Source organism: Diaphorobacter sp. JS3050 (genome assembly GCF_013154915.1).
Taxonomy (GTDB): domain Bacteria; phylum Pseudomonadota; class Gammaproteobacteria; order Burkholderiales; family Burkholderiaceae_C; genus Diaphorobacter; species Diaphorobacter nitroreducens.
The window spans coordinates 331,843-354,364 of sequence record NZ_CP053553.1; the positions used below are offsets into that span (position 1 = coordinate 331,843).

The 22,522-nt window shown below is 67.9% G+C and carries 15 protein-coding genes, 1 tRNA gene and 2 pseudogenes; 10 read left to right on the plus strand and 8 right to left on the minus strand.

Features of this window, described 5'->3' with window-relative positions; genetic code table 11:
- Nucleotides 1-2,847, plus strand: coding sequence for a ligase-associated DNA damage response DEXH box helicase (locus HND92_RS01585; protein WP_371814884.1), 2,847 nt, complete (start codon nt 1-3; stop codon nt 2,845-2,847).
- Nucleotides 2,834-3,508, plus strand: coding sequence for a ligase-associated DNA damage response endonuclease PdeM (pdeM, locus tag HND92_RS01590; protein ID WP_172205519.1), 675 nt, complete (start codon nt 2,834-2,836; stop codon nt 3,506-3,508). The genes HND92_RS01585 and pdeM overlap by 14 nt, the downstream gene beginning before the upstream one ends.
- Nucleotides 3,509-3,556: 48 nt before the next feature.
- On the opposite strand, the gene HND92_RS01595 is transcribed toward pdeM, so the two are convergent.
- The 3 genes from HND92_RS01595 to HND92_RS01605 are packed head-to-tail and all read right to left on the minus strand — an operon-like array spanning nt 3,557 to nt 5,666.
- Nucleotides 3,557-4,108 (minus strand): TPM domain-containing protein, encoded by a 552-nt coding sequence (locus HND92_RS01595; RefSeq protein WP_172205532.1) that lies wholly within the window; start codon nt 4,106-4,108, stop codon nt 3,557-3,559.
- Nucleotides 4,109-4,133: 25 nt separating this feature from the next.
- Nucleotides 4,134-5,039, minus strand: a complete 906-nt coding sequence (locus HND92_RS01600; protein WP_172205542.1) for a YgcG family protein — start codon at nt 5,037-5,039, stop codon at nt 4,134-4,136.
- A 21-nt stretch (nt 5,040-5,060) separates the two neighbouring features.
- Nucleotides 5,061-5,666 carry a LemA family protein gene (locus tag HND92_RS01605; RefSeq protein ID WP_011803780.1) on the minus strand — a complete coding sequence of 202 codons (606 nt, stop codon included), beginning with the start codon at nt 5,664-5,666 and terminating at the stop codon, nt 5,061-5,063.
- A gap of 144 nt (nt 5,667-5,810) precedes the next feature.
- Here HND92_RS01605 and HND92_RS01610 point away from each other — a divergent pair, with 144 nt between their 5' ends.
- The 3 genes and pseudogenes from HND92_RS01610 (at nt 5,811) to HND92_RS01620 (ending at nt 7,916) form a co-directional block, all read left to right on the plus strand.
- Complete coding sequence (locus HND92_RS01610; RefSeq protein WP_011803781.1) at nt 5,811-6,260, plus strand: nuclear transport factor 2 family protein; 450 nt, start codon at nt 5,811-5,813, stop codon at nt 6,258-6,260.
- A gap of 72 nt (nt 6,261-6,332) precedes the next feature.
- Nucleotides 6,333-7,336: pseudogene (locus HND92_RS01615) on the plus strand (YheT family hydrolase).
- A 40-nt stretch (nt 7,337-7,376) separates the two neighbouring features.
- On the plus strand, nt 7,377-7,916 hold the full coding sequence (locus HND92_RS01620) for a DUF2946 family protein (protein WP_012655386.1): 540 nt from the start codon (nt 7,377-7,379) through the stop codon (nt 7,914-7,916).
- Between the two features lie 76 nt (nt 7,917-7,992).
- Here the strand turns inward: HND92_RS01620 and HND92_RS01625 are convergent, their stop codons facing one another.
- The 4 genes and pseudogenes from HND92_RS01625 to HND92_RS01640 form a co-directional block, all read right to left on the minus strand.
- A complete protein-coding gene (locus tag HND92_RS01625; RefSeq protein WP_012655387.1) occupies nt 7,993-8,532 on the minus strand; it encodes a cytochrome c5 family protein in 540 nt (179 codons plus the stop codon).
- Between the two features lie 120 nt (nt 8,533-8,652).
- A pseudogene (locus HND92_RS01630) lies at nt 8,653-10,094 on the minus strand (efflux transporter outer membrane subunit).
- Between the two features lie 24 nt (nt 10,095-10,118).
- Nucleotides 10,119-13,274: an efflux RND transporter permease subunit gene (locus tag HND92_RS01635; RefSeq protein ID WP_172205544.1), complete on the minus strand. Its 3,156-nt coding sequence runs from the start codon at nt 13,272-13,274 to the stop codon at nt 10,119-10,121.
- 18 nt (nt 13,275-13,292) lie between these two features.
- Entirely contained in the window at nt 13,293-14,594 is a 1,302-nt protein-coding gene (locus tag HND92_RS01640; protein WP_172205546.1) for an efflux RND transporter periplasmic adaptor subunit, read from the minus strand.
- A gap of 163 nt (nt 14,595-14,757) precedes the next feature.
- Between HND92_RS01640 and HND92_RS01645 the strand changes: the two genes are divergently transcribed.
- On the plus strand, nt 14,758-15,369 hold the full coding sequence (locus HND92_RS01645) for a TetR family transcriptional regulator (protein WP_011803787.1): 612 nt from the start codon (nt 14,758-14,760) through the stop codon (nt 15,367-15,369).
- A 52-nt stretch (nt 15,370-15,421) separates the two neighbouring features.
- Nucleotides 15,422-15,497: transfer RNA gene (locus tag HND92_RS01650), tRNA-Arg, on the plus strand.
- A 238-nt stretch (nt 15,498-15,735) separates the two neighbouring features.
- Here the strand turns inward: HND92_RS01650 and HND92_RS01655 are convergent.
- Nucleotides 15,736-16,509, minus strand: a complete 774-nt coding sequence (locus tag HND92_RS01655) for an IclR family transcriptional regulator (protein ID WP_172205548.1) — start codon at nt 16,507-16,509, stop codon at nt 15,736-15,738.
- A 222-nt stretch (nt 16,510-16,731) separates the two neighbouring features.
- Between HND92_RS01655 and HND92_RS01660 the strand changes: the two genes are divergently transcribed.
- The 3 genes from HND92_RS01660 to HND92_RS01670 are packed head-to-tail and all read left to right on the plus strand — an operon-like array spanning nt 16,732 to nt 22,440.
- Nucleotides 16,732-17,862: an efflux RND transporter periplasmic adaptor subunit gene (locus HND92_RS01660; RefSeq protein WP_172205550.1), complete on the plus strand. Its 1,131-nt coding sequence runs from the start codon at nt 16,732-16,734 to the stop codon at nt 17,860-17,862.
- A 10-nt stretch (nt 17,863-17,872) separates the two neighbouring features.
- Nucleotides 17,873-21,025 (plus strand): efflux RND transporter permease subunit, encoded by a 3,153-nt coding sequence (locus tag HND92_RS01665; protein WP_172205552.1) that lies wholly within the window; start codon nt 17,873-17,875, stop codon nt 21,023-21,025.
- A complete protein-coding gene (locus HND92_RS01670) occupies nt 21,022-22,440 on the plus strand; it encodes an efflux transporter outer membrane subunit (RefSeq protein WP_159597435.1) in 1,419 nt (472 codons plus the stop codon). Before HND92_RS01665 ends, HND92_RS01670 begins: the two co-directional genes overlap by 4 nt.
- The last annotated feature ends 82 nt before the right edge of the window (nt 22,441-22,522 follow it).

The following is a 22,522-nucleotide window of genomic DNA, read 5'->3' on the forward strand; positions in this document are numbered from 1 at the left end:
CTGGCCACGCGCGGCTGGGCGCCATTCGCCTTCCAGCGCCAGGTGTGGCGCGCCATCGCGCAGGGACGCTCGGGCCTGCTGCATGCCACCACGGGCGCCGGCAAGACTTATGCGGTGTGGCTCGGGGCGCTGCAGGCCTTTGCGGACTTGGAGTCAAAACGGCCTGTAACGCCTGTCCATTCGGCGGTACACGCTATAAATAACGAAGCAGCACCGCGGACCGCACCACTCACCGTGCTGTGGATCACGCCCATGCGCGCGCTGGCCGCCGACACGCTGCGTGCGCTGGCGGCGCCGCTGCAGGCCCTGGCCGCACAGCATGCCGGCCTGGCGCGCTGGAGCCTGGGCGCACGCACGGGCGATACCGGCAGCGCCGAACGCAGCGCCCAGGCGCGGCGTCTGCCCACGGTGCTCGTCACCACCCCCGAAAGCCTGTCGCTGCTGCTGGCGCGCGCGGACGCGCGCGAGCAACTGGCCCGCGTGCGCCTGGTGGTGGCGGATGAATGGCACGAGCTACTGGGCAACAAACGCGGCGTGCAGGTGCAGTTGGCGCTGGCGCGGCTCGCGGGCTGGAACCCGCGGCTCCTGGTCTGGGGCATGTCGGCCACGCTGGGCAACCTGCCCGAGGCCATGCAGACGCTGCTGGGCCGGGAGGGCGGCACGCTGGTGCGCGGCCGCGTGGAAAAGCGCCTGGTGGTGGATACCCTGCTGCCCGAGCGGCCCGAGCGCTTCACCTGGGCCGGTCACCTGGGCCTGGCCATGCTGCCGGCGGTGGTGCGCGCGCTGGAGGAGTCGCCCGGCACCACGCTGGTGTTCGTCAACGTGCGCTCGCAGGCCGAGCAGTGGTACCAGGCGCTGCTGGACGCGCGGCCGGACTGGGCGGGGCAGATCGCCATCCACCACGGCTCGCTGGACCGCAGCGTGCGCGAATGGGTGGAGGCGGGGCTCAAGAGCGGCAGCCTGCGCGCCGTGGTCTGCACCAGCAGCCTGGACCTGGGCGTGGACTTCCTGCCGGTGCAGCGCGTGCTGCAGATCGGCTCGGCCAAGGGCGTGGCGCGCCTGCTGCAGCGCGCCGGCCGCTCGGGCCACGCACCAGGGCGGCCCTCGCGCATCACGCTGGTGCCCACGCACAGCCTGGAGTTGGTGGAGGCCGCTGCCGCGCGCGCCGCGGTGCATGCCGGGCGGGTGGAAAAGCGCGTCTCGCCGCACCAGCCTGTCGACGTGCTGGTGCAGCACCTGGCCACGGTGGCGCTGGGCGGGGGCTTCGAGCCCGAGGCGCTGTATGCCGAGGTGCGCCGCACGGCCGCGTACCGCGCGCTGCCGCGCGGCGTGTGGCAGTGGTGCCTGGACTTCGTTGCGCGTGGCGGCAGCGCCCTGGCGGCCTACCCGGACTACTGCCGTGTCGTGCCGGACGAGAACGGTGTGTGGCGCCTGCCCGATGCGCGCCTGGCACGCCGCCACCGCGCCAACATCGGCACCATCGTGAGCGATGCCAGCATGCAGGTGCAGATTCTGCAGGGCGCTCGCCTGGGCGCGGTGGAAGAGGGCTTCATCGCGCGGCTGTCGCCGGGCGATTGCTTCGTGTTCGCCGGGCAGGTGCTGGAACTGGTGCGCACGCGCGAGATGACCGCCTTCGTGCGGCGCGCGCCGGGGCGCCAGCCCACGGTGCCGCGCTGGAACGGCTCGCGCATGCCGCTGTCCACCGTGCTGGCCGACTACGTGGTGCAACAGCTCGCGCAGGCGGGGCGGGGCCGCTACGCCAGCCCCGAGCTGCGCGCCGTGCGCCCGCTGCTGGAGGTGCAGCGCCGCTGGTCCGCCCTGCCCACGCCGGGCACGCTGCTGGCCGAAACGCTGCGCACGCGCGAGGGCTGGCACCTGTTCCTCTACCCGTTTGCCGGCCGGCATGCGCACATCGGGCTGGCCAGCCTGTTCGCCTGGCGTGCGGCCCAGGGGGTGCCGGGCACCTTCTCGATCGCCGTGAACGACTATGGATTGGAGCTGCTGTCCGCCACAGAACGCGACTGGCCGGCCTTGCTGCCCGACCTGCTGCGCACCGACGCCGCCGCGCCGCAGGCCGCCCGGCAGGCGCACGCTCTGGCGCCCGACGAGGCGCTGGCCATTCGCAACACTGCCAACGCCACGGCGCCCGAGTCGGTGCCGCAAGAGCGTGACGCGCGCGCAGCGTTGCTGCACGAGGTGCTGGCCAGCCTCAACGCCACCGAGATGGCGCGCCGGCGCTTTCGCGAGATTGCGCGCGTGGCGGGGCTCATCTTTCAAAGCCACCCGGGCGAGCAGCGCAGTGCGCGCCAGCTGCAGGCGTCTTCCCAGTTGTTCTTCGAGGTCTTTCGGCGTTATGACGCGGGCAACCTGCTGCTGCGCCAGGCCGACCAGGAAGTGCTGAGCCAGGAGCTGGACGTGGCACAGCTGCTGGCGACGCTCACACGCATGCAGGCGCAGCAGCTCATGGTGCAGCCTCTCGTGCGACCCGGGCCGCTGGCCTTTGCGCTGATGGTGGAGCGCTTTCGCGAGCAGCTCAGCAACGAGGCGCTGGCCGACCGCATCGCGCGCATGCTGGGCGACATGGAAGCCGCCGCCAGCGCGCGCAAACCCGTACCGGCCCCGCCGGTGCAGGACGTCGTGCCCCTGACCCGCCGCGCCGCCGGCGCGCCGCCCCCCGCGGCAGGAAGCATCGTCCGCCGTCACCGACGCACTGCGCGGCACGCTGGACTTTGCCGATGCCTCCGAGGGCACGGGCGCCGCGCCGGCCGCGGCGCGGGGCCGTTCCCCGCGCCGCGCGCGCAAACCTTCCCGCCCGTTGCCGCGCCTGTGACCCATGCATGCGCCTGATCCGCCCGCCGACCTGGCCGTGGACCTGGCCGGCACCACCGTGTGGCTGCTGCCCGAGCGCGCGCTGTGGTGGCCGGAGGGCGCCATGCTGTGCCTGGCCGACCTGCACCTGGGCAAGGCCGCCACCTTCCGCGCGCGCGGCCTGCCCGTGCCCGCGGGCACCACGCGGGGCAACCTGGATCGGTTGGCGCAGTTGCTGGCGCGCCACCCCGGCGTGCAGCGCCTGGTGGTGCTGGGCGACTTCCTGCATGCGGCCGAGGCCCACGCGCCCGCGTTGCTGCGCGCGTTGGCCGTTTGGCGCGAGGACCATGCGGCACTGGAACTGGTGCTGGTGCGCGGCAACCACGACCGCCACGCGGGCGACCCACCGGCGTGGCTGGGCGCGCGCATCGTGGAGGAGCCTTGGTCTCTGGGACCTTTCGCCTGCTGCCACCATCCACAGCACCGCGCGGGGCAGTGGGTGCTGGCCGGACACCTGCACCCCACGGCCGTGCTGTACGGCGGCGGGCGCGATGCGCTGCGCATGCCCTGTTTCGTGGCGGAGCCGGGACTGCTGGTGTTGCCGGCCTTTGGCGAGTTCACCGGCGGCCATGCCGTGCCCGCCGCGCCGGGGCGCCAGCGCTTCGCGGTGGGGGCGGGGCGCGTCTGGGCGTTGCCCTGAAGGGGTGATCGAAAAGGGAGTTCCGCCTCGCAAGGCGTGCTCTGGTACTCAGTCCACCGTGCCCGGGATGACGGGAGCGTCGGGCAGCTCGTTCGGCCAGTCCACGCCCTCGGTGGCCGGAAAGTGCTCCACGAGCAGCGCAGAGACCTCGCTCAGCGCCTGGGTCAGACCGTCCTCGTACCGGCCTTGGCGGAAAGCCTCGGCCATGTGCGACACCATGCTGCGCCATGTCGCCGGGGGCACGCGGCGCGCCAGAGCGCGGTCGGCCACGATCTCGATGGCATGCTCGGCCAGCATCAGGTAGATGAGCACGCCGTTGTTGTGTTCGGTGTCCCACACACGCAGCTTGCCGAACTGCGTGACCGCGCGCTCGCGCGCCGTGGCGCCGCGCCACAGGTACGACAGCGGCAGGCCGCCTTCCACGCAGATGCGGATCTGGCCGGTGTGGCGGCGCTCGCTGGCGGCCACGCGCTGGCCCAGGCGCTCCAGCACCTCGGGTGGCAGGGCCTGGTGCAGGCCGCCGTCGGACCAACGGTGCCGCAGCAGCCGCGCCAGGCGCGCCAGCACGCCGGAAGGTGGGGATGAAGAGGGTGTGACCATGGTGTTTCGCTCTGTGCTTGCCGCCCTACCAGTCGCCCGATGCACCGCCGCCGCCGAAGTCTCCGCCGCCGCCCGAGCCGAATCCACCACCGCCTCCACCGCCCCAGCCACCGCCGTGACCGCCTCCCCAGCCGCCGCCGCCGTGCCACACCACGGGGCCGCCGCGGCCCGCAAAGATCCAGGTGTAGAGCAGCGCCAGCAGCCCCGCGCCACCCGCCAGCAGCAGGCTGGAGGTGACGATGAAGGCCAGGAACCCAGCGCCGCCGCCCATCACCAGGCCGCCCAGGCGCTGGCCGAACAGCCGGCGCACCACGGGGCCTGCCACCATCACGCCGAAGAAGAGGAAGACGGCCAGGTCTGTCCAGTCAAAGCCCGCGGACGCGCCGCGGCCCTGCCCGTCGCCTTGCTGGCTGCTTTGCGGCGCGGGCAGGTTTTCGCCCGCGATGCGCGCGCCGATCTGCTGCACCGCGGCGTCCAGCCCGCCGGCAAAGTCGCCCTCGCGAAAGCGCGGCTTCATCGCGCCGTCGATGATGCGCGCGGCGGCGATGTCGGGTATGGCGCCTTCCAGCGCCTTGGCCACCTCGATGCGCATGCGCCGGTCGTCCTTGGCCACGACCACCAGCACGCCATCGCCCACGTCCTTGCGGCCGATCTTCCAGGCGTTGCTCACGCGGTTGGCGAAGGCGGCGATGTCCTCGGGCGCGGTGGTGGGCACCATCAGCACCACCACCTGCGAGCCGTGCTGCTGCTCGATGGCGGCCAGCCGCGCCTCCAGCCTCTGGCGCTGCGCGTCGTTCAGCGTGCCGGTCTGGTCGATCACGCGCGCCTGCAGCGCAGGCACCGCGCGCAGCGGCTGCGCGGTGGCGGGGAGGGCTCCGATAGCTACAAGAAATATAGCTATCAGCGCTTGAAGGGCAAGCGCTAGCGGCATATTTTGCTTACAACCCCGATGTCAGGGCTTGGAGGCGGGTGCGGGGCTGGAGAAATCCACCTTGGGCGGCGCAGAGATCTCGGCCTCGTTCGCCACCGTGAAGCTGGGCTTGGGTTCATAGCCGAACACCATGGCCGTGAGGTTGGTGGGGAAGCTGCGTGCGAGCACGTTGTACTCCTGCACGGTCTGGATGTAGCGGTTGCGTGCCACGGTGATGCGGTTCTCGGTGCCCTCCAGCGTCACGCGCAGGTCGCGGAAGGCCTGGTTGGCCTGCAGCTGCGGGTAACGCTCGGCCACCACCATCAGGCGCGACAGCGCGCTGGACAGCTCGCCCTGCGCCTGCTGGAACTTGTTGAACGCCTCGGGGTTGTTGAGGGTTTCGGGCGTCACCTGGATCGAGGTGGCCTTGGCGCGCGCCTCGATCACCTTGGTCAGCGTCTCCTGCTCGAACGCCGCCTCGCCCTTGACGGTGGCCACGATGTTGGGCACCAGGTCGGCGCGGCGCTGGTACTGGTTGAGCACTTCGCTCCACGCGGCCTTGGACTGCTCGTCCAGGCGCTGGAAGTCGTTGTAGCCGCAGCCCGAGAGGGCCAGCACGGCGGAAAGCATGGCGATGAGTCGTTTCATGGTGAAGAGGCCTTTTCAATGCAGAAGAAAGACGGGCGGCACGGCGCCGCGCATGCCCATCATTGTGCATGCATCGGCCAGGCGCATGACAGGGCCATCGAACGGCACAATACGCGGCTGGGTTGCAACCACCGACACTTCGCCATGCCCCGAACCCCGCTGCGCGCGGCCGCCCTGGCCGGTTCCCCCGACGATCTGGAAGCCGCGTTCTACGACGCCCTGCAAGCCGGCGACGTGGAGCGCGTGATGGCCTGCTGGGCCGACGAGGACGACATCGTCTGTGTGCACCCCGGCGCCGCGCGCCACGTGGGGCCCGCCGCCATCCGCGCGGCGTTCGCCACCTTGCTGCAGCAGGGCGGCCTCAACGTGCATCCCGCGCAGGTGATGCGCGTGCAGGCCCTGGCGAGTGCCGTGCACAGCGTGCTGGAACATGTGCGTGTGATGCTGCCCGACGGTCCGCGCGAGGCCGTGGTACAGGCCACCAACGTCTACCACAAGACCCCGCAAGGCTGGCGCCTGGTGGCGCACCATGCCAGCGCCGCCGGCATGCACGAGGCCGAGGGCGCTGCGCCCGCCGGGCACCTGCTGCATTGATGCCAAGCCTTTGGTAGGCTGGTTTATGGATCAAATGGGCCTTCAGCACAATACCAGCAAGCGCTGCCAGCTATGAAATATGAAGCGCCTTGGTGGCTGCCCGGCGGCCATGCACAGACCATCTGGCCCGCGCTGTGGGCGCGGCGCACGCTGGGGCCGCCGCCGGCCTATGTGCGCGAGCGCTGGCTGGCGCCCGACGGCGACTTCGTGGACGTGGACTTCCTGCGGCCGTGTGCCGCGGCGGGCGCGGCCCCGCGCCGCTGCTGGTGCTGTTCCATGGACTGGAAGGCTCGTCGCGCAGCCACTATGCGCAGGCCTTCGCCGGCGTGGCCCGCGAGCGCGGCTGGGGTTTTGCCGTGCCGCATTTTCGCGGCTGCAGCGGCGAGATCAACCGCGCGCCGCGCGCCTACCATTCGGGCGACCATGAAGAGATCGACTGGATCCTCCGGCGCCTGGCCGGGTTGCAGCGGACCGGCGGTGGGGCGCGGGCGCCGCTGCTGGCCGTGGGGGTGTCGCTGGGCGGCAATGCGCTGATGCGCTGGGCCGGCGAGCAGGGCGGCAGCGCGCTCGCCAGCGCGGACGCCATCGCCAGCGTGTGCGCTCCGCTGGACCTGGCGGCCGGCGGCCACGCCATCGGGCGGGGCTTCAACCGGCAGGTGTACACGCGCATGTTCCTGCGCACCATGGTGCCCAAGGCGCTGGCCAAGCTGGCGCAGTACCCCGGCCTGTTCGACCGCGCGGCCCTGCTGGCCGCGCGCGATCTGCACGCTTTTGACGACATCTTCACCGCGCCGCTGCACGGCTTTCGCGATGCGGACGACTACTGGCGCCGCGCGTCGGCCAAGCCGCTGCTGCCTGCGGTGCGCGTGCCGGCGCTGCTGGTCAATGCGCGCAACGATCCCTTCGTGCCCGGCGCCAGCCTGCCGTGCGACGGTGAGGTGGCGCCCGCGGTCACGCTCTGGCAGCCGGCGCATGGCGGCCACGTCGGCTTTGCGCAGGGCGGCTGGCCCGGCCATGTGCGCGCCCTGCCCGAAGCCGTGGCTGCCTGGCTGGCCGACCACGCGGCGCTGGGGTGAATGCCTGCGGGGGCGCGGACGAGGGCGCACAATCGCTGTCATGGATGACATCGTCAAGCAGGCCATCGCCAAATGGCCCAACGTGCCGGCCTGCTACGGCTGGCTGGGGCTGGATGCGCGCGGCCACTGGTACCTGCGCGATGACGCCGTGCAGTTACAGGGCGGCTTCGCCGTGGCGCGCGGAACGCGGCTGGAGCATGCCAAGCTGATCGAATTCATCCACCGCAACTATGAGGCGGATGGTGAAGGCCGCTGGTTCTTCCAGAACGGACCGCAGCGCGTCTATGTGGAACTGGAGGCCACACCGCTGATCTGGCGTCTGGGCGCCGACGGCGAGCCCGTGGCGCACACCGGCCGGCCGGCCGGTCGGGCGAATGAGTGCCTGGTGGACGAGGCCGGCCGCGTGTACCTGGCCTGCACCGCCGGCCTGGGCCTGGTGCACAGCCTGGATGTGGAGGCGTTGGCACGCCAGATCGATCAGGGCCGCTGGACGCCACGCGAGGTGCTGGCGGCCGACCTGCCCGGTGCCTACGGCTTTGTGCCGAGCCCGCAGGCGGTTGCGGGCCCACTGCCGGCGTAACGCGCACTGCAGAAAACCCCCGGCCAGAAACCAACAAGCCGGCACGCGGCCGGCTTGTGACGAGGCGAAAAGGGCCTTAGTTGGAGGCAGGTGCGCTCGCAGCGGCCGCGCCGCCTTCGGCGCCGGGACGGTTGGGCTCCTCGAACTTGGCGCCGGCGGCATTGGCCATGTAGGCCACGCCGCGCGCGATCTCGGTGTCGTCGAAGTCGCCGCCACCCTGCGGTGCCATGGCGCCCTTGCCCTTGAGGGCCGATTGCACCAGGGCTTCGAAGCCCGTGGCAATGCGCGGCGCCCAGGCGGCGGCGTCGCCCAGCTTGGGCGCGCCCGCGGCGCCGGTGGCGTGACAGGCGGCACACTGCCCCTGGAAGACGGCTTCGCCTGTGCGCAGCGGGCGGTTGGCGTCGCGCACCTCGACGTTGCCGATCTTCTGGATGCGCTGGGCCACGGCCAGTTCGGGGTTGGCGGAGCCGGCCGCCGGCTTCTTGTCGGCCGTGACGAACAGCACCAGGCCGATGATGGCGAACACCGGGAGCACAAACGCAAAAATGACGGTGACCAGGAGTTGCTTGGGGTTCTTGATCGGTCCGGTATGCGCTTCGTCGTGGGTGTCGCTCATGGGATCCTCTGGTGATTCTGTTGTACTGGGGGCTGAAGGGAAAAGACTTTTCGATTATAGGAGCGCGCTCCACGCCCGCCCGTTGGGGAAAAAACGGGCAGGCGCGCGTCGTGACCTATGTCAGGAGCGTGGGGTCTCTTCGGCGGGAGCGGTCCAGCCGCCGCCCAGCACCTTGTAGAGCGTCACCTGGTTCTGCAGTTGCTGCAGGCGTGTCACCACCAGTGACTGCTGGGTGGCGAACAGCGAGCGCTGCGCATCCAGCAGGTCCAGGTAGCTGGCCACGCCGTTGCGATAGCGCAGGTCCGACAGCTCGAAGCGTTTGGCATCCGCCTGCGCCTGGGCGCGCTGGGCGTCGACCTGCTCCTGCAGCGTGGCCTGGCCGGCCAGGGCGTCGGACACCTCGCGGAACGCGGTCTGGATGGACTTCTCGTACTGGGCCACGGCGATTTCGCGGCCCGCGCGCGCGGACTCCAACCCCGCCTGGTTGCGGCCGGCATCGAAGATCGGCAGGGCCAGTTGCGGCGCCAGAGAGAACGCCCACGAGCCGCTCTTGAACAGCCCCGACAGCTCATCGCTCACGGTGCCGAACTGGGCGGTGAGCGAGATGCGCGGGAAAAACGCCGCGCGCGCCGCGCCGATGTTGGCGTTGGCGCCGATCAACTGCTGCTCGGCCATGCGCACGTCCGGGCGGCGCACCAGCAGGTCGGAAGGCAGGCCCGCGGGCAGCGCCTGCATGGGCGTGGCGTCGGCCAGGCGCGAGGAGGGCAGGCTGGCACGGATGTCGTCGGGCAGCGGCTGGCCCAGTAGCAGGACCAGCGCGTTTTCATCGAGCATGCGCTGGCGCTGCTGCTGTGCATAGGTGGCGCGTGCGGCCTGGGCCAGGCTCTCGGCCTGGCGGTTGTCGAGCTCGGAGCTCACGCCGTTCTCCAGGCGCAGGCGTGTGAGCTTGACCGACTCATCGCGCGTTTCCAGCGTGCGACGCGAGATGTCGAGCAGCTCCTCGTCGGCCATCAGTGTGAGCCAGCCCGAGGCCACGGCCGCCACCAGGCTGATCTGCGCCGACTTGCGCGCCTCGTCCGTGGCCAGGTACTGGGCCAGGGCCTGCTCCTTGAGGGCCGCCACGCGCCCGAAGAAGTCGATCTCCCAGGCCGAGATGCCAAACCCACCTGGAACTGATTGGCGTAGCTGCCCGTGGTCGCGCTGGGCTGGCGCGTGCCGCTGGCGATGGCGTTGACCGTGGGGAACTGGTTGGCGCGCTGGATCTGGAACTGCGCGCGCGCCTGCTCGACATTGAGCATGGCCACGCGCAGGTCGCGGTTGTTGCCCAGGGCCATGCCGATCAGCCGCTGCAGGCGGGGGTCGGTGAAGTATTCCTTCCAGTCGATGCTGGCGGCGCTCTGGGGGGCTGCAGCGCTGGCACTTGCCAGCGGGTAGGTTGGCGGCACTGGCGCCGCGGGCCGCTCGTAGTGCGGGATGAAGCTGCATCCGGCCAGCAGTACCGCTGCCGTCAGGGTGGACAGGGCACGCGCCGGGCGCGTGCTGTGCAGGTTGTGCTTGTGCATGGTGTCTTGCTCCGGCGGGGGGCTTCAGGCTTCTGTGCCGCTGCTGCTGTGCTGCTGGGCCAGTTTGGCGTCGTGATCGTGCTGTCGCTCGCTGCCCCGGAACAGGCTGCGCACCACCACAAAGAACACGGGCACGAAAACCACGGCGAGGACGGTACCGGTGATCATGCCGCCGACCACACCGGTGCCGATGGCGCGCTGGCTGGCCGAGCTCGCGCCGGAGGCCAGATACAGCGGCACGACGCCCAGCGTGAACGCCAGCGAGGTCATGACGATGGGGCGAAAGCGCAGGTGGGCGGCTTCCAGCGCGGCCTCGATGATGTTCTTGCCCTGGGCCTGCAGGTCCTTGGCAAATTCGACGATCAGGATGGCGTTCTTGGCCGACAGACCAATGATGGTCACCAGACCGATCTGGAAGTACACGTCGTTGGCCATGCCGCGCAGCAGCACGCCCAGCACCACGCCCAGCACGCCCAGCGGTACGACCAGCATCACCGAGAACGGAATGGACCAGCTCTCGTACAGCGCCGCCAGGCACAAAAACACCGCCAGCAGCGCGAACGCATACAGCACGAGGGCTTGCGAGCCGGCAAGTTTTTCCTCGCGGGACTGGCCGGTCCACTCAAAGCCAAAGCCTTCTGGTAGCTGGGAGGCAAGGCGCTCCATCTCTGCCATGGCGTCGCCCGTGCTGTAGCCCGGGGCGGCGTCACCGGCGATCTTCATCGACGGATAGCCGTTGTAGCGCACGGTCTGCATGGCGCCGGTGATCCAGCGCGTGGACGCAAACGTGGACAGGGGTAGCACCTGGCCCTTGTCGTTGAGGATAGGGATGTCGAGCACCGACTCGGGCTGCATGCGCGCAAACCCGTCGGCCTGCACCACTACCCGTTGCAGGCGGCCCTGGTTGGGGAAGTCGTTCACGTAAGTGGAGCCCAGCGCCGTCGCCAGCGCGCTGGCGATGCGGTCGTAGGACACGCCCAGGGCATTGGCCTTGTCGCGGTCGATGTCAATCTGCATCTGTGGCGCGTCCTCCATGCCGTCGGGGCGCACGGCGGCGAGCACCTTGCTTTGCGAGGCCATGCCCAGCAGCTGATTGCGTGCCGCCAGTAGCGCATCGTGACCCTTGCTGCCACGGTCTTGCAGCCGGAACGTGAAGCCCGAGGCCGTGCCCAGCTCGGGAATCGGCGGTGGGCTGAGCGCGAAGATGAAGGCATCGCGGAAGCCCGACAGCGCGCCCATGGCGCGGCCGGCCACGGCGTCGGCGGAGTGCGCGGCGCCGGGGCGCTCGCTCCAGTCCTTGAGGGTGATGAAGGCCAGGCCGGCGTTTTGCCCCTGACCCGAGAACGAAAAGCCCGAAACGGTGACGATGTCGCGCACTTCAGGCTGTTTGAGCATGAACTCTTCCACCTTGGTCAATGCTGCACGGGTGCGCTCTTGGGAGGCGCCAGGGGGCAGTTGCACGTTGGAGATCAGAAAGCCCTGGTCTTCATTGGGCAGGAACGAGGTCGGCAGACGCATGTACACCACCGCCACCGCGCCCAGCAGCACGGCGTAGATGATCAGCATGCGGCCGCCGCGGCGCACGAGGCGGGACAGGCCCGACTCATAGCGGTGCGTGGTGCTCTTGAAGACACGGTTGAACCAGCCGAAGAAGCCTTTCTTCTCGTGGTGGTCTTCCGCGACGGGCTTGAGCAGCGTGCCGCACAGCGCGGGCGTCAGCGACAGTGCCAGGAAGGCCGAGAACGCAATCGACGTGCCCATGGTGGCCGCGAACTGGCGGTAGATGTTGCCGGTGGAGCCCGCGAAGAACGCCAGCGGCACGAACACCGAGATCAGCACCACGGTCACGCCCACGATGGCGCCAGAAATCTGGCCCATGGCCTTGCGCGTGGCCTGCAGCGGCGGCAGCCCCTCCTCGGCCATGATGCGCTCCACGTTCTCCACCACCACGATGGCGTCGTCCACCACGATGCCGATCACCAGCACCATGCCGAACATGGTCAGCACGTTGATCGAGAAGCCCATGGCCAGCAGTGCGCCAAAGGTGCCCAGCAAGGCCACCGGCACCACGATGGTGGGGATGATGGTGTAACGGAAGTTCTGCAGGAACAGGAACATCACCAGAAACACCAGTCCGATCGCTTCAAGCAGGGTATAGACCACTTTTTCGATGGACACCGAGATGAAGGTGGAGGTGTCGTAGGGGATGGTGTAGGCCACGCCCTGCGGGAAGTACCTTTGCAGCTCGGCCAGCTTGGACTTGACGGCGTCGGCAGTGGCCAGCGCATTGGCGCTGGAGGTGAGCTGCACGCCCATGCCCACCGAGGGCGAGCCATTGAGCCGGCCGCTGAAGTTGTAGGTCTGCGCGCCCAGCTCGATACGCGCCACATCCTTCATGCGGACGGTGGAGCCGTCGGTGTTGGCGCGCAGGATGACGTTGCCAAACTCTTCGGGTGTGGACAGCTGGCCCTTCACGACAATGGTGGCCGATATGGTCTGGCCCGCTGGGCTGGGCAGCTCGCCCAGGTTGCCGGCGGACACCTGCACGTTTTGCGCGCGGATGGAGGCATTGACCTGATCCAGCGACAGGTTGAAGCCTTTGAGCTTGGCAGGGTCTATCCAGACGCGCATGGCACGCTCGGCACCGAACTGGGTCACACCGCCCACGCCCGGCAGGCGCTGCAGCTCGGGCACCACGTTGCGCGCCGCGTAGTCGTTGAGCGCGTCGATGTTCATGTCCGGGTTGTCGGACGTGAGAATGGAAAACAGCAGGAAGTTGGCACGCGACTTCTCGACGCGCACGCCTTGCTGCGTAACGGCCGCCGGCAGGCGCGGAGTAGCCCGCGAGAGGCGGTTTTGCACGTCCACCTGGGCCAGGTCGTCATTGGTGCCGGGCTCGAAGCTCAGCACGATGGTGCCGGTGCCGTTGGCCTGGCTGGTCGTCTCCATATAGGCCAGACCGGTGGCGCCGTTCATTTCACGCTCGATGACCGACAGTACGGTGTCCTCCAGGGTCTGCGCCGTCGCGCCCGGGTAGGCAACGGTTACCTGGATGGTGGGGGGAGCCACGGTGGGGTACTGCGCCACGGGCAGCTGGGTGATCGACACGGCGCCGACCACCATGATGAAAATAGCGATCACCCACGCGAAGACGGGGCGCTCGATGAAGAACTTGGCCATGTGCCGCGCTCCTGTCTTTTATTGCTTGGCCGCCGCAGGGGCCGGCTGACTGGAGGCCGCCGAGGCGGGGTTTGCGGGCGCTGCTGATGCGGGCGCTGTGGCGGGCTGTTGGGCGGCACCAGCGGCTTGCCAGGCGACGGGCTTGACGACGATCGGATCGCCGGGCTTGCCGCGCGGCAGCTTCTGAAAGCCATCCACCATGACCTGTTCGCCCGACTTCAGGCCATCGAGCACCACCCAATGGGAGCCCTGTGCAGGCCCCAGCTTGACCACACGCGGGGTGACCTGGTTGTCCGGGCCCACCACCAGCACCGTGTCGGCCTTGCCCGAGCGGGTGACCGCCTGCTGGGGCAGCAAGATGCCGTTGTCCACCTGCGCCTGCTCCAGGCGCACGCGCACGTACAGGCCGGGCAGCAGGGCGCGCTCGGGGTTGGGGACTTCGGCACGCAGGGTCACCTGGCCGCTGGTGGCGTCCACGGTGAGGTCGGTGAACAGCAGGCGGCCGGTCTGCGGATACACGATGCCGTCTTCCAGCACCACGCGCACGTTGGCCGCATTGGCACTGGACTGCTTGTACTTGCCGCTGGCCATGGCGGCCTTCAGCTTGATGGCCTCCGAGGCGGACTGCGTGAAGTTGATATACAGGGGGTCGATCTGCTGGATCACCGCCAGCTCGGTGGGTGTGCCCTGGCCCACCAGCGCGCCTTCCGTGACGAGGGCGCGGCCAATGCGGCCGGAAATCGGAGCGGTGACCGTCGCATAGCCCAGGTTGATGCGCGACGTGGTCAGCGCGGCCTTGGCGGCGGCAACATTGGCTTCGGCGGTCTTCTGCGCGGCGACCGCATTGTCGTATTCCTGCTTGCTGATGGCGTTGACGGCCACCAGCGGGCGGTAGCGCTCGGCCAGCGCACGGCTTTGCGCCAGGCTGGCCTCGGCCTGCGCCACGCTGGCCTCGGCCTGCGCCAGGCTGGCCTGGTAGGGAGCGCTGTCGATCTGGAACAGCACCTGGCCTGCCTTCACGTCACTGCCTTCGGTGAAAACACGTTTTTGCAGAATGCCCGCGGCCCGCGCGCGCACTTGCGCCACGCGCGAAGCCTCCAGCCGGCCGGGCAGCTCGGTGACCAGGCCGATGCTGCTGGCCTGCACCGCGACCACGCCCACCTCGGGGGTGGGCGGCTGGGCAGGGGCGCCGCCGGCATCATTTTTCTGGCCGCAGGCGCTGAGGGTGAGAACCCCTGCCAGGGCCAGGGAAGAAACGATTGCCGGGGTACGCTGGGCCTGGCGGATAGTCGGCGCCATCGCGTGGTTCAGGAGGGGCATGGGAGTCCTTTGGGAGGGCGGTGTGCGGCGAGGCTTCGTGACGCTGGCGGTGGGTGTTGGCATCAGCGAATGACAATGGCGCAAAAAGGAATGCAGCATCCATCCATCCATGTATGTATAAATGTCACTACCCGCGCAGCGTCGCGTTTCGGAGGTTCCCACGATGGCACGGCGTACCAAGGCAGATGCGGCTGCCACGCGCAATGGCCTGCTGGATGCGGCTGAGCATGTTTTTTACGAGAAGGGCGTTTCTCGCGCGTCCTTGGCCGATATTGCCACCGTGGCCGGCACCACCCGTGGCGCCATTTATTGGCACTTCAAGGACAAGGCAGATTTGTTCAATGCCATGCTGGATCGCGTCACGCATCCGCTGATGCAGGCCATTGAAGACACCCAAGGCATGGCGCACCTGGCGCGTTTGCGCGGCCTGGTGCAGGGCGTGCAAGGCGCCGTCGCGCACGATGAGCGCATGCGCCGTGTTTTCGAGATCGCGCTGTACCGGGTTGAATACGTCGAAGACTTTGAGGCCGTGAAACGCCATCATGTCGCAGGGTGCGCGGCTTTCCAGGCGCAGATTGCCCGGGAGCTGGGCCTGGCCGCCGCGGCGCAAGGCATCGACCTGCCCCTATCGGCCCCGGTTGCGGCCATGGGCGTGCAGGCGCTGTTTGATGGCTTGCTGCAGTCGTGGCTGCTCAACGATGCCAATTTCGACCTGGAAGCCGCCAGCCGCCAGACCATCGACGCATATCTGCGCGGTCTGGGCTTTTGCCTGTGAGGCCGTGCAATAATCCCGCTCCACCCTCGTGATGAGGGTGGTCATCCTTTAAGCGGCTGTAGCTCAGTGGATAGAGTATTGGCCTCCGAAGCCAAGGGTCGTGGGTTCGATCCCCGCCAGCCGCACCAAAATCAACGCCAACGATTTGCACCGAACGCCGGGGCTCCTGTCCAGGAGCCATGCTGTCGTTGCCGAGCAGCGGGCCTATTCGTCCCCGCCTGTACTCCGCGCGTCCCCCCGTCCCACCAAGCCCCCGTCCACTGCGTTGGCCCATGCAGGGCCGAAGGTGGTTGGATTTGCTCCTGATTTAATAGCTGTTAGCGCTTGATATAAAAGGGCTTGAGCCGGATTTGGCTTAAAAATGATTCAGCGCACCCCAGTGGGGCTGTTGAGCAGTTTCTCCAGGTTCGTGCGCAGGCTGAAAAGCTCTTGCTTGAAGAGTTCCAGCTGCGCCTGCATGCGTACCGACGGTGCCAGCACCATCATGGCGTAGGCGCCGCGGTAGGTGTTGATGGCCACGGCAATGGCAGAGACGCCTGGAATGATCTGCCCATCGTCCAGGGCGTAGCCCTGCTGGCGGACGGTGTCGAGGGTCTGCCGCAAGGCGGCTGCCTGCTGCGGACGGTCGCCCAGCTCTTGCTGAATCCAGGCTTGCAGCGATGCCTCATCCAGGCGCGCCAGCAGCACCTTGCCTGCGGCGGTGATCTCCAGGGGCGGCATGATGCCCAGCTGCGGAACGACGCGCAGCACCTGTTCCCCCACCACGGCATCCACGACGTGCAGCTTTTGCAGCTGCAAACGGGCCAGGCTGACGGTTTCCTGCAGCTTCATGGACAGCTGCTGCACATGGGGCGTGAGCACCGGCACCACGTCTGAATGCGTGGTGTAGAGCATTTGCCCCAGCGCCGGGCCCATGCGGAAGCCGGTGGGGCCTGCGGGCTCCACGATGTTCTCGGCCACCAGGGCGTTGATGATGCGCTGCACGGTCGAGCGGGGCAGCTCTACCTCGGCCGCGATGGCCGCAAGGCTCATGCCGCTGAGCTGGCTGTGTGTGCTGAGCGCTCGCATGATGCGGCTCATCCGGGCGATGACCTGAATGCCGCTGTGCTGCCGTTCATCGGTGTCTTGTGGTGCTGGCATTGAAAAATTGGTGCAGAAAAAAGCCTGAAAGGCAAGTGGGGAGGCTCATCGCCTTGGAGGCAAGGGGGGGATCCCTGATGACCCGTTATTTTAATCGCCCAGTGATACACTGCACCGCTAATCGATACATAAGGACAGTTGTTCTCTGGAGGAACTCTGTCCTTTTTGTGTTTTCTTCCCGATCCGCCCGAGTGGGGCTGTTTTTACGAGGAGCGTGAACTCATGAGCGTGAAGTTTCCAACGGCGGCCCGTGCGGCTTTGGCTGTGGCGGCAGCAGGCATGTTGGTGGCATGCGGCGGCAAACCCGAGGGCCAGGGCGGCCCCCAGGGCCCTGCTGCCGTGGGCGTTTTTGCCGTGCAGACCCAGGCGGTGACTTTGAGCACCGAATTGCCCGGCCGCACCGTGGCTTCGCGCGTGGCCGAGGTGCGCCCCCAGACCAGCGGCATCGTGCAAAAGCGCCTGTTTGAAGAGGGCAGCGTGGTCAAGCAGGGCCAGGCGCTGTACCAGATTGACCCGGCCACCATGAATGCGCGCCTGGTCAAGGCCCAGGCCCAGCTGCAAAGCACCGAGAACCTTGCCAAGCGCTATGCCGTGCTGCGCGAGAAAAACGCCATCAGCCAGCAGCAGTACGACGACGCCATGAGTGCCTGGCGCAACGCGCAGGCTGACGTGGAGCTGGCACGCATCGACACCGTCTATGCCAAGGTGCTGTCGCCCATCGCGGGCCGCATTGGCCGCTCGCAGGTGACCGAAGGCGCGCTGGTCGGTGTGGGCCAGGCGCAGCCCATGGCGACGGTGCAGCAGATCGATCCCATGCATGTGGACATGCAGCAGTCCATGACGGACATCCTGCGCCTGCAGGCCGCCAATGCCCAGGCCAGCGCCAAAGTGCGCCTGGTTCTGGAGGACGGCAGCGTCTATCCCGTGCCGGGCACGCTCAAGTTTTCTGAGGTCAATGTGGATGAAAGCACGGGCTCTGTGACCTTGCGCGCCACTTTTGCCAACCCCGACGGCCTGCTGCGCCCGGGCATGTTTGTGCGCGCCCAGCTGCAGACGGGCACCAAGCCAGAGGCGCTGCTGGTGCCGCAGCAGGCCGTGTGGCGCAACACCCAGGGCAAGTCCATGGTCTGGGTGGTGGGCGATGACAACGTGGCCAAGCCGCGCCCCGTGAACGCGGTGCGCACGGTGGGCAACACCTGGCTGGTGGAAGGCGGCCTGCAGTCCGGCGAGCGCGTGATCACCGAAGGCCTGCAGAAGCTGCGTGGCGAGATGCCAGTGCAGCCGGTGCCTGCCCAGAACGTGGACATCGTGACCGACCTGTACGCCGTGAACGCCGTGGGCAAGGGCGACTGAAGGAAGCACGATGTCCAAGTTTTTTATCAACCGCCCCATTTTTGCGTGGGTGATCGCCATCGTGATCATGTTGCTGGGGGTGCTGGCCATCAAGGGCCTGGCCATCAGCCAGTATCCGAACGTGGCGCCGCCTGCGATCTCGATTTCGGTGACCTACCCCGGCGCATCGGCGCAGACCGTGCAGGACACGGTGGTGCAGGTGATCGAGCAGCAGCTCAACGGCCTGGATGGCCTGCGCTACATCACCTCGGCATCCGAGTCAGACGGCTCCATGCAGATCGTCGTGACCTTCGAGCAGGGCACCGACCCCGACATTGCCCAGGTGCAGGTGCAAAACAAGCTGAACCTGGCCACGCCCATGCTGCCGCAGGAAGTGCAGCAGCAGGGCATTCGCGTGGCCAAGTACCAGATGAACTTCATGATGGTCGTGGGCCTGGTGTCCGAAGACGGGCGCATGAACTCCAAAGACCTGGCGGACTACATTGCCTCCAACATCCAGGATCCGGTCTCGCGCACCAAAGGGGTGGGCGACTTCACCCTGTTCGGCGCGCCCTACGCCATGCGCATCTGGCTGGACCCTGCCAAGCTCAACGCACACCAGCTCACGCCCACCGACGTGATTGCGGCCGTGCAAAGCCAGAACGTGCAGATTTCTGCCGGCCAGCTGGGCGGCTTGCCCACCATCAACGACAAGGTGCAGCTGCAGGCCACGGTACTGGGCAAGACCCGCATGAAGACGGCGGACGAGTTCCGCGAAATCATGCTCAAGGTGCGGCCCAACGGCGCGCAAGTGCGCCTGAAAGACGTGGCTGACGTGCAGCTGGGCGGGCAGTTTTACAGCATCTCGGGCAAGTACGACGGCAAGCCCGCCTCGGGCCTGGCGCTGCGCCTGTCCACCGGCGCCAACGTGCTCGAATCCATCGCCGCCGTGCGCGACACCATTGCCCAGCTGGAGCCCAACTTCCCGCAGGGCGTGAAGGTGGTCTATCCGTACGACACTTCGCCCGTGGTGCAGGTGTCGATCGACTCGGTGATCAAGACCCTGCTCGAAGCCATCGTGCTGGTGTTCCTGGTGATGCTGCTGTTCCTGCAAAGCATACGTGCCACCATCATCCCCACGCTGGCCGTGCCCGTGGTGCTGCTGGGCACCTTCGGCGTCCTGCTGGTGGCGGGGTTCACCATCAACCTGCTGACCATGTTCGCCATGGTGCTGGCCATCGGCCTGCTGGTGGACGACGCGATCGTGGTGGTGGAAAACGTCGAGCGCCTGATGCACGTCGAAGGTCTGTCGCCCAAGGAGGCCACGATCAAGTCCATGGGCCAGATTTCTGGCGCGCTGGTTGGTATCGGCGTGGTGATTTCGGCCGTGTTCGTGCCCATGGCGTTCATGGACGGCTCCGCCGGCGTGATCTACCGCCAGTTCGCCATCACGATTGCGGCGGCCATGTCGCTGTCGGTGCTCGTGGCGCTGATCTTCACGCCTGCGCTGTGCGCCACCATCCTGAAGGCGCCCGTGCCGGGCAAGAAGCCCGCCAAGTTCTTCGCCTGGTTCAACCGGGTGTTCAACGCCAGCGCCAGCGGCTATGCCGTGGGCGTGGAGGGCATCCTCAAGCGCAACAAGTGGTTTTTGCTGATCTACGTGCTGCTGCTGGCGGGCCTGGTAGCGTTGTTTGCCCGCATTCCCACGGCATTTCTGCCCGAGGAAGACCAGGGCACGATGCTGGTGCAAGTCCAGTTGCCATCGAACGCCTCGGCCGCGCGGACCGACCAAGTGCTGCAGACCGTGAGCCAGCACCTGCTGGAGAACGAGAAAGACACCGTCCACAGCGTGATGGCCGTGAACGGCTTCAACTTCGCCGGTCGCGGTCAGAACTCTGGCCTGTTGTTTGTCGAGCTGAAACCCTTTGACGAACGCAAGGGCGCGCACCAGCACCTGAAAGCCCTGTACGGCCGCACCTGGGGCTTTGTCAGCCAGCTCAACGACGCCATGATCATCCCGATCATGCCGCCGGCCATCATCGAGCTGGGCAACGCCACTGGCTACGACTTCTTCCTGCAGGACAACGGCGGCGTGGGCCACGAGGTGCTGATGCAGGCGCGCAACCAGATGCTGGGCATGGCCGCGCAATCGCCCAAGCTGGCCCTGGTGCGCCCCAACGGCCTGTCGGACGAGCCGCAGTACCAGATCGAGATCGACGAAGAGAAGGCGCGCGCGCTCAACCTCAATCTGGCGGACATCAACGCCACCATGTCGATTGCCTGGGGCTCGGCCTACATCAACGACTTTATCGACCGCGGCCGGGTGAAGAAGGTGTTTTTGCAAGGCAAGGCCGACGCCCGCGTGGGCCCGGAAGACTTTTCCAAATGGTATGTGCGCAACAACGTCGGCAAGATGGTGCCCTTCAGCGCCTTTGCCACCGGCAAATGGGTGTACGGCCCCGCCAAGCTGGAGCGCTTCAACGGCGTGCCCGCTGTGCAGATTGTGGGCAGCACCGCCCCCGGCGTCAGCACTGGCGAAGCCATGGCCATCCTGCAAGACATGGCCAAACAGCTGCCCCCGGGTGTGGATCTGGTGTGGACCGGCCTGTCGTACGAAGAAATCAAGGCCGGCGACCAAAGCGCGTGGATCATGGCCTTGTCCATGCTGGTGGTCTTTTTGTGCCTGGCCGCCTTGTACGAGAGCTGGTCCATCCCGTTCTCGGTGATGCTGGTCGTGCCCCTGGGCATTTTGGGCGCGGTGCTGGCCACACTGGGCCGTGGGTTGACCAACGACGTGTTCTTCCAGATCGGCATGATCACCACCATGGGCCTGGCGGCCAAGAACGCCATCCTGATCGTGGAGTTTGCGCGCGAGCTGTATGAAGACGAAGGCAAACCGCTGTTCCAGGCCGTCGTGGAGGCCGCCCGCCTGCGCCTGCGCCCCATCGTCATGACGTCTCTGGCATTTGTGCTGGGCGTGGTGCCGCTGGCCATTGCCACGGGCGCGTCCAGTGGCAGCCAGCACTCCATTGGCACCAGCGTGGTGGGCGGCACCCTGGCGGGCACCTTCCTGGCCATCTTCTTCGTGCCGCTGTTCTTTTATGTGATTGCCAGCATCACCCAGCGCTTTCGCAAGGCCCGGCCTGCGGCGCCCGTGACCCCTATCCAGGAGAAAACCGCATGAAACTGCACACCCTGACCGGCGCCATCGCGCTGGCGGGGCTGTTGAGCGCCTGCTCCATGGTCCCGAAGCACCAAACCCCCGCCGCCCCCGTGCCTGCCGAATGGCCGCAGCCCGCAGCGGGCAGCACCCAGGCGGCAGCGCCGGTGAACTGGCAACAGTTCTTTGGCAATGCGCAGCTGCGCACGCTGATCGAGCTGACGCTGGACAACAACCGCGACCTGCGCGCCGCCGCGCTGAACGTGCAGGCCTTCCAGGCGCTGTACCGCATCCAGAAGGCCGACAGCCTGCCCACCATAGGCGCCGAGGCTGGCGGCTCGCGCCAGCGCGTGCCCGCCGACGTGGCCGGCACGCCGCAGGCGGTCACCGCCAGCACCTACAGCGTGGGGCTGGGCATGGCCGCGTACGAGCTGGACCTGTTCGGCCGCGTGCAAAGCCTGAATGATCAGGCGCTGCAAAACTACCTGGCGATGGACAGCACCCGCAAGGCCACGCAGCTGAGCCTGGTGGCCGCCACCGCCAGCGCCTGGATGACCTGGCAGGCCGATCAGCAGCTGCTGGACGTGGTCACGCGCACACTGGCCGCCAATGAGCGGGCGCTGGACTTGATCGTGGCGCAGGTGGACAACGGCATTGCCACCGACCTGCAGCGCCACCAGGCGCAAACCGCGGTGGACAGCGCCCGCGCCCAGCACGCCCAGTTCACCCGGGCGGTGGAGCAAGACCTGAACGCGCTGCAGGCCCTGGTGGGCGCACCGCTGCCCCCATCGGTACTGCAGACCCGGGTGGGCATTGCAGACTGGCAACTGGCGCAGCTGCCCGTGGGCCTGCCGTCGCAGGTGCTGGCCCAGCGCCCTGACATCCTGGCGGCCGAGCAGCAACTGCGGGCCGCCAACGCCAACATCGGCGCTGCGCGCGCGGCCTTCTTTCCGCGCATCGCCCTGACCGCCAGCGTGGGCACGGCCAGCAGCGACCTGTCGGGCCTGTTCAACGGCGGCTCGGGCGCCTGGAGCTTTGCGCCGCAAATCAGCATCCCGCTGTTCAACGCGGGCCGGCTGGCGGCCAACCTGGACTACGTCACGCTGCAAAAAGACATGCGTGTGGCGCAGTACGAAAAAGCCATCCAGACGGCGTTCCGCGAAGTGGCCGATGGCCTGTCGGCACGCCACACCTTTGTGCGCCAGCTGCAGGCCAACCAAAGCCTGGTGCAGGCCTCGGGCAAATACCTGGATCTGGCCCAGCTGCGCTACGACGCCGGCGTGGAGGGCTACCTGACCGTGATCGACGCGCAGCGCAACCTGCTGAGCGCCGAGCTGGGCGCGGTGCAGACCGGGTTGCAGCAGGCGTTGAGCGAAGTGCAGCTGTTCAAGGCCCTGGGCGGCGGCATGCTGGTGGCTGATGCGCAGCCCGGCGCCTGATAGTCACCCGGCCCGCCCGGCCGGTTGCGCCGCGCTGCACGGGCCGACAGCCCGGCGCGCGGCAGGTCTGCGATCATCCGCT

What these genes read in the sequence shown, in the direction of transcription:
- HND92_RS01660 (WP_172205550.1), top strand. Translation starts at nt 16,732, where the DNA reads ATGAGCGTGAAGTTTCCAACGGCGGCCCGTGCGGCTTTGGCTGTGGCG.
- HND92_RS01605 (WP_011803780.1), bottom strand. Translation starts at nt 5,666, where the DNA reads ATGAAACGACTCATCGCCATGCTTTCCGCCGTGCTGGCCCTCTCGGGC.
- HND92_RS01645 (WP_011803787.1), top strand. Translation starts at nt 14,758, where the DNA reads ATGGCACGGCGTACCAAGGCAGATGCGGCTGCCACGCGCAATGGCCTG.
- HND92_RS01670 (WP_159597435.1), top strand. Translation starts at nt 21,022, where the DNA reads ATGAAACTGCACACCCTGACCGGCGCCATCGCGCTGGCGGGGCTGTTG.
- HND92_RS01620 (WP_012655386.1), top strand. Translation starts at nt 7,377, where the DNA reads ATGGATGACATCGTCAAGCAGGCCATCGCCAAATGGCCCAACGTGCCG.
- HND92_RS01635 (WP_172205544.1), bottom strand. Translation starts at nt 13,274, where the DNA reads ATGGCCAAGTTCTTCATCGAGCGCCCCGTCTTCGCGTGGGTGATCGCT.
- HND92_RS01600 (WP_172205542.1), bottom strand. Translation starts at nt 5,039, where the DNA reads ATGCCGCTAGCGCTTGCCCTTCAAGCGCTGATAGCTATATTTCTTGTA.
- HND92_RS01640 (WP_172205546.1), bottom strand. Translation starts at nt 14,594, where the DNA reads ATGCCCCTCCTGAACCACGCGATGGCGCCGACTATCCGCCAGGCCCAG.
- HND92_RS01595 (WP_172205532.1), bottom strand. Translation starts at nt 4,108, where the DNA reads ATGGTCACACCCTCTTCATCCCCACCTTCCGGCGTGCTGGCGCGCCTG.
- HND92_RS01625 (WP_012655387.1), bottom strand. Translation starts at nt 8,532, where the DNA reads ATGAGCGACACCCACGACGAAGCGCATACCGGACCGATCAAGAACCCC.
- HND92_RS01610 (WP_011803781.1), top strand. Translation starts at nt 5,811, where the DNA reads ATGCCCCGAACCCCGCTGCGCGCGGCCGCCCTGGCCGGTTCCCCCGAC.
- pdeM (WP_172205519.1), top strand. Translation starts at nt 2,834, where the DNA reads ATGCATGCGCCTGATCCGCCCGCCGACCTGGCCGTGGACCTGGCCGGC.
- HND92_RS01655 (WP_172205548.1), bottom strand. Translation starts at nt 16,509, where the DNA reads ATGCCAGCACCACAAGACACCGATGAACGGCAGCACAGCGGCATTCAG.
- HND92_RS01665 (WP_172205552.1), top strand. Translation starts at nt 17,873, where the DNA reads ATGTCCAAGTTTTTTATCAACCGCCCCATTTTTGCGTGGGTGATCGCC.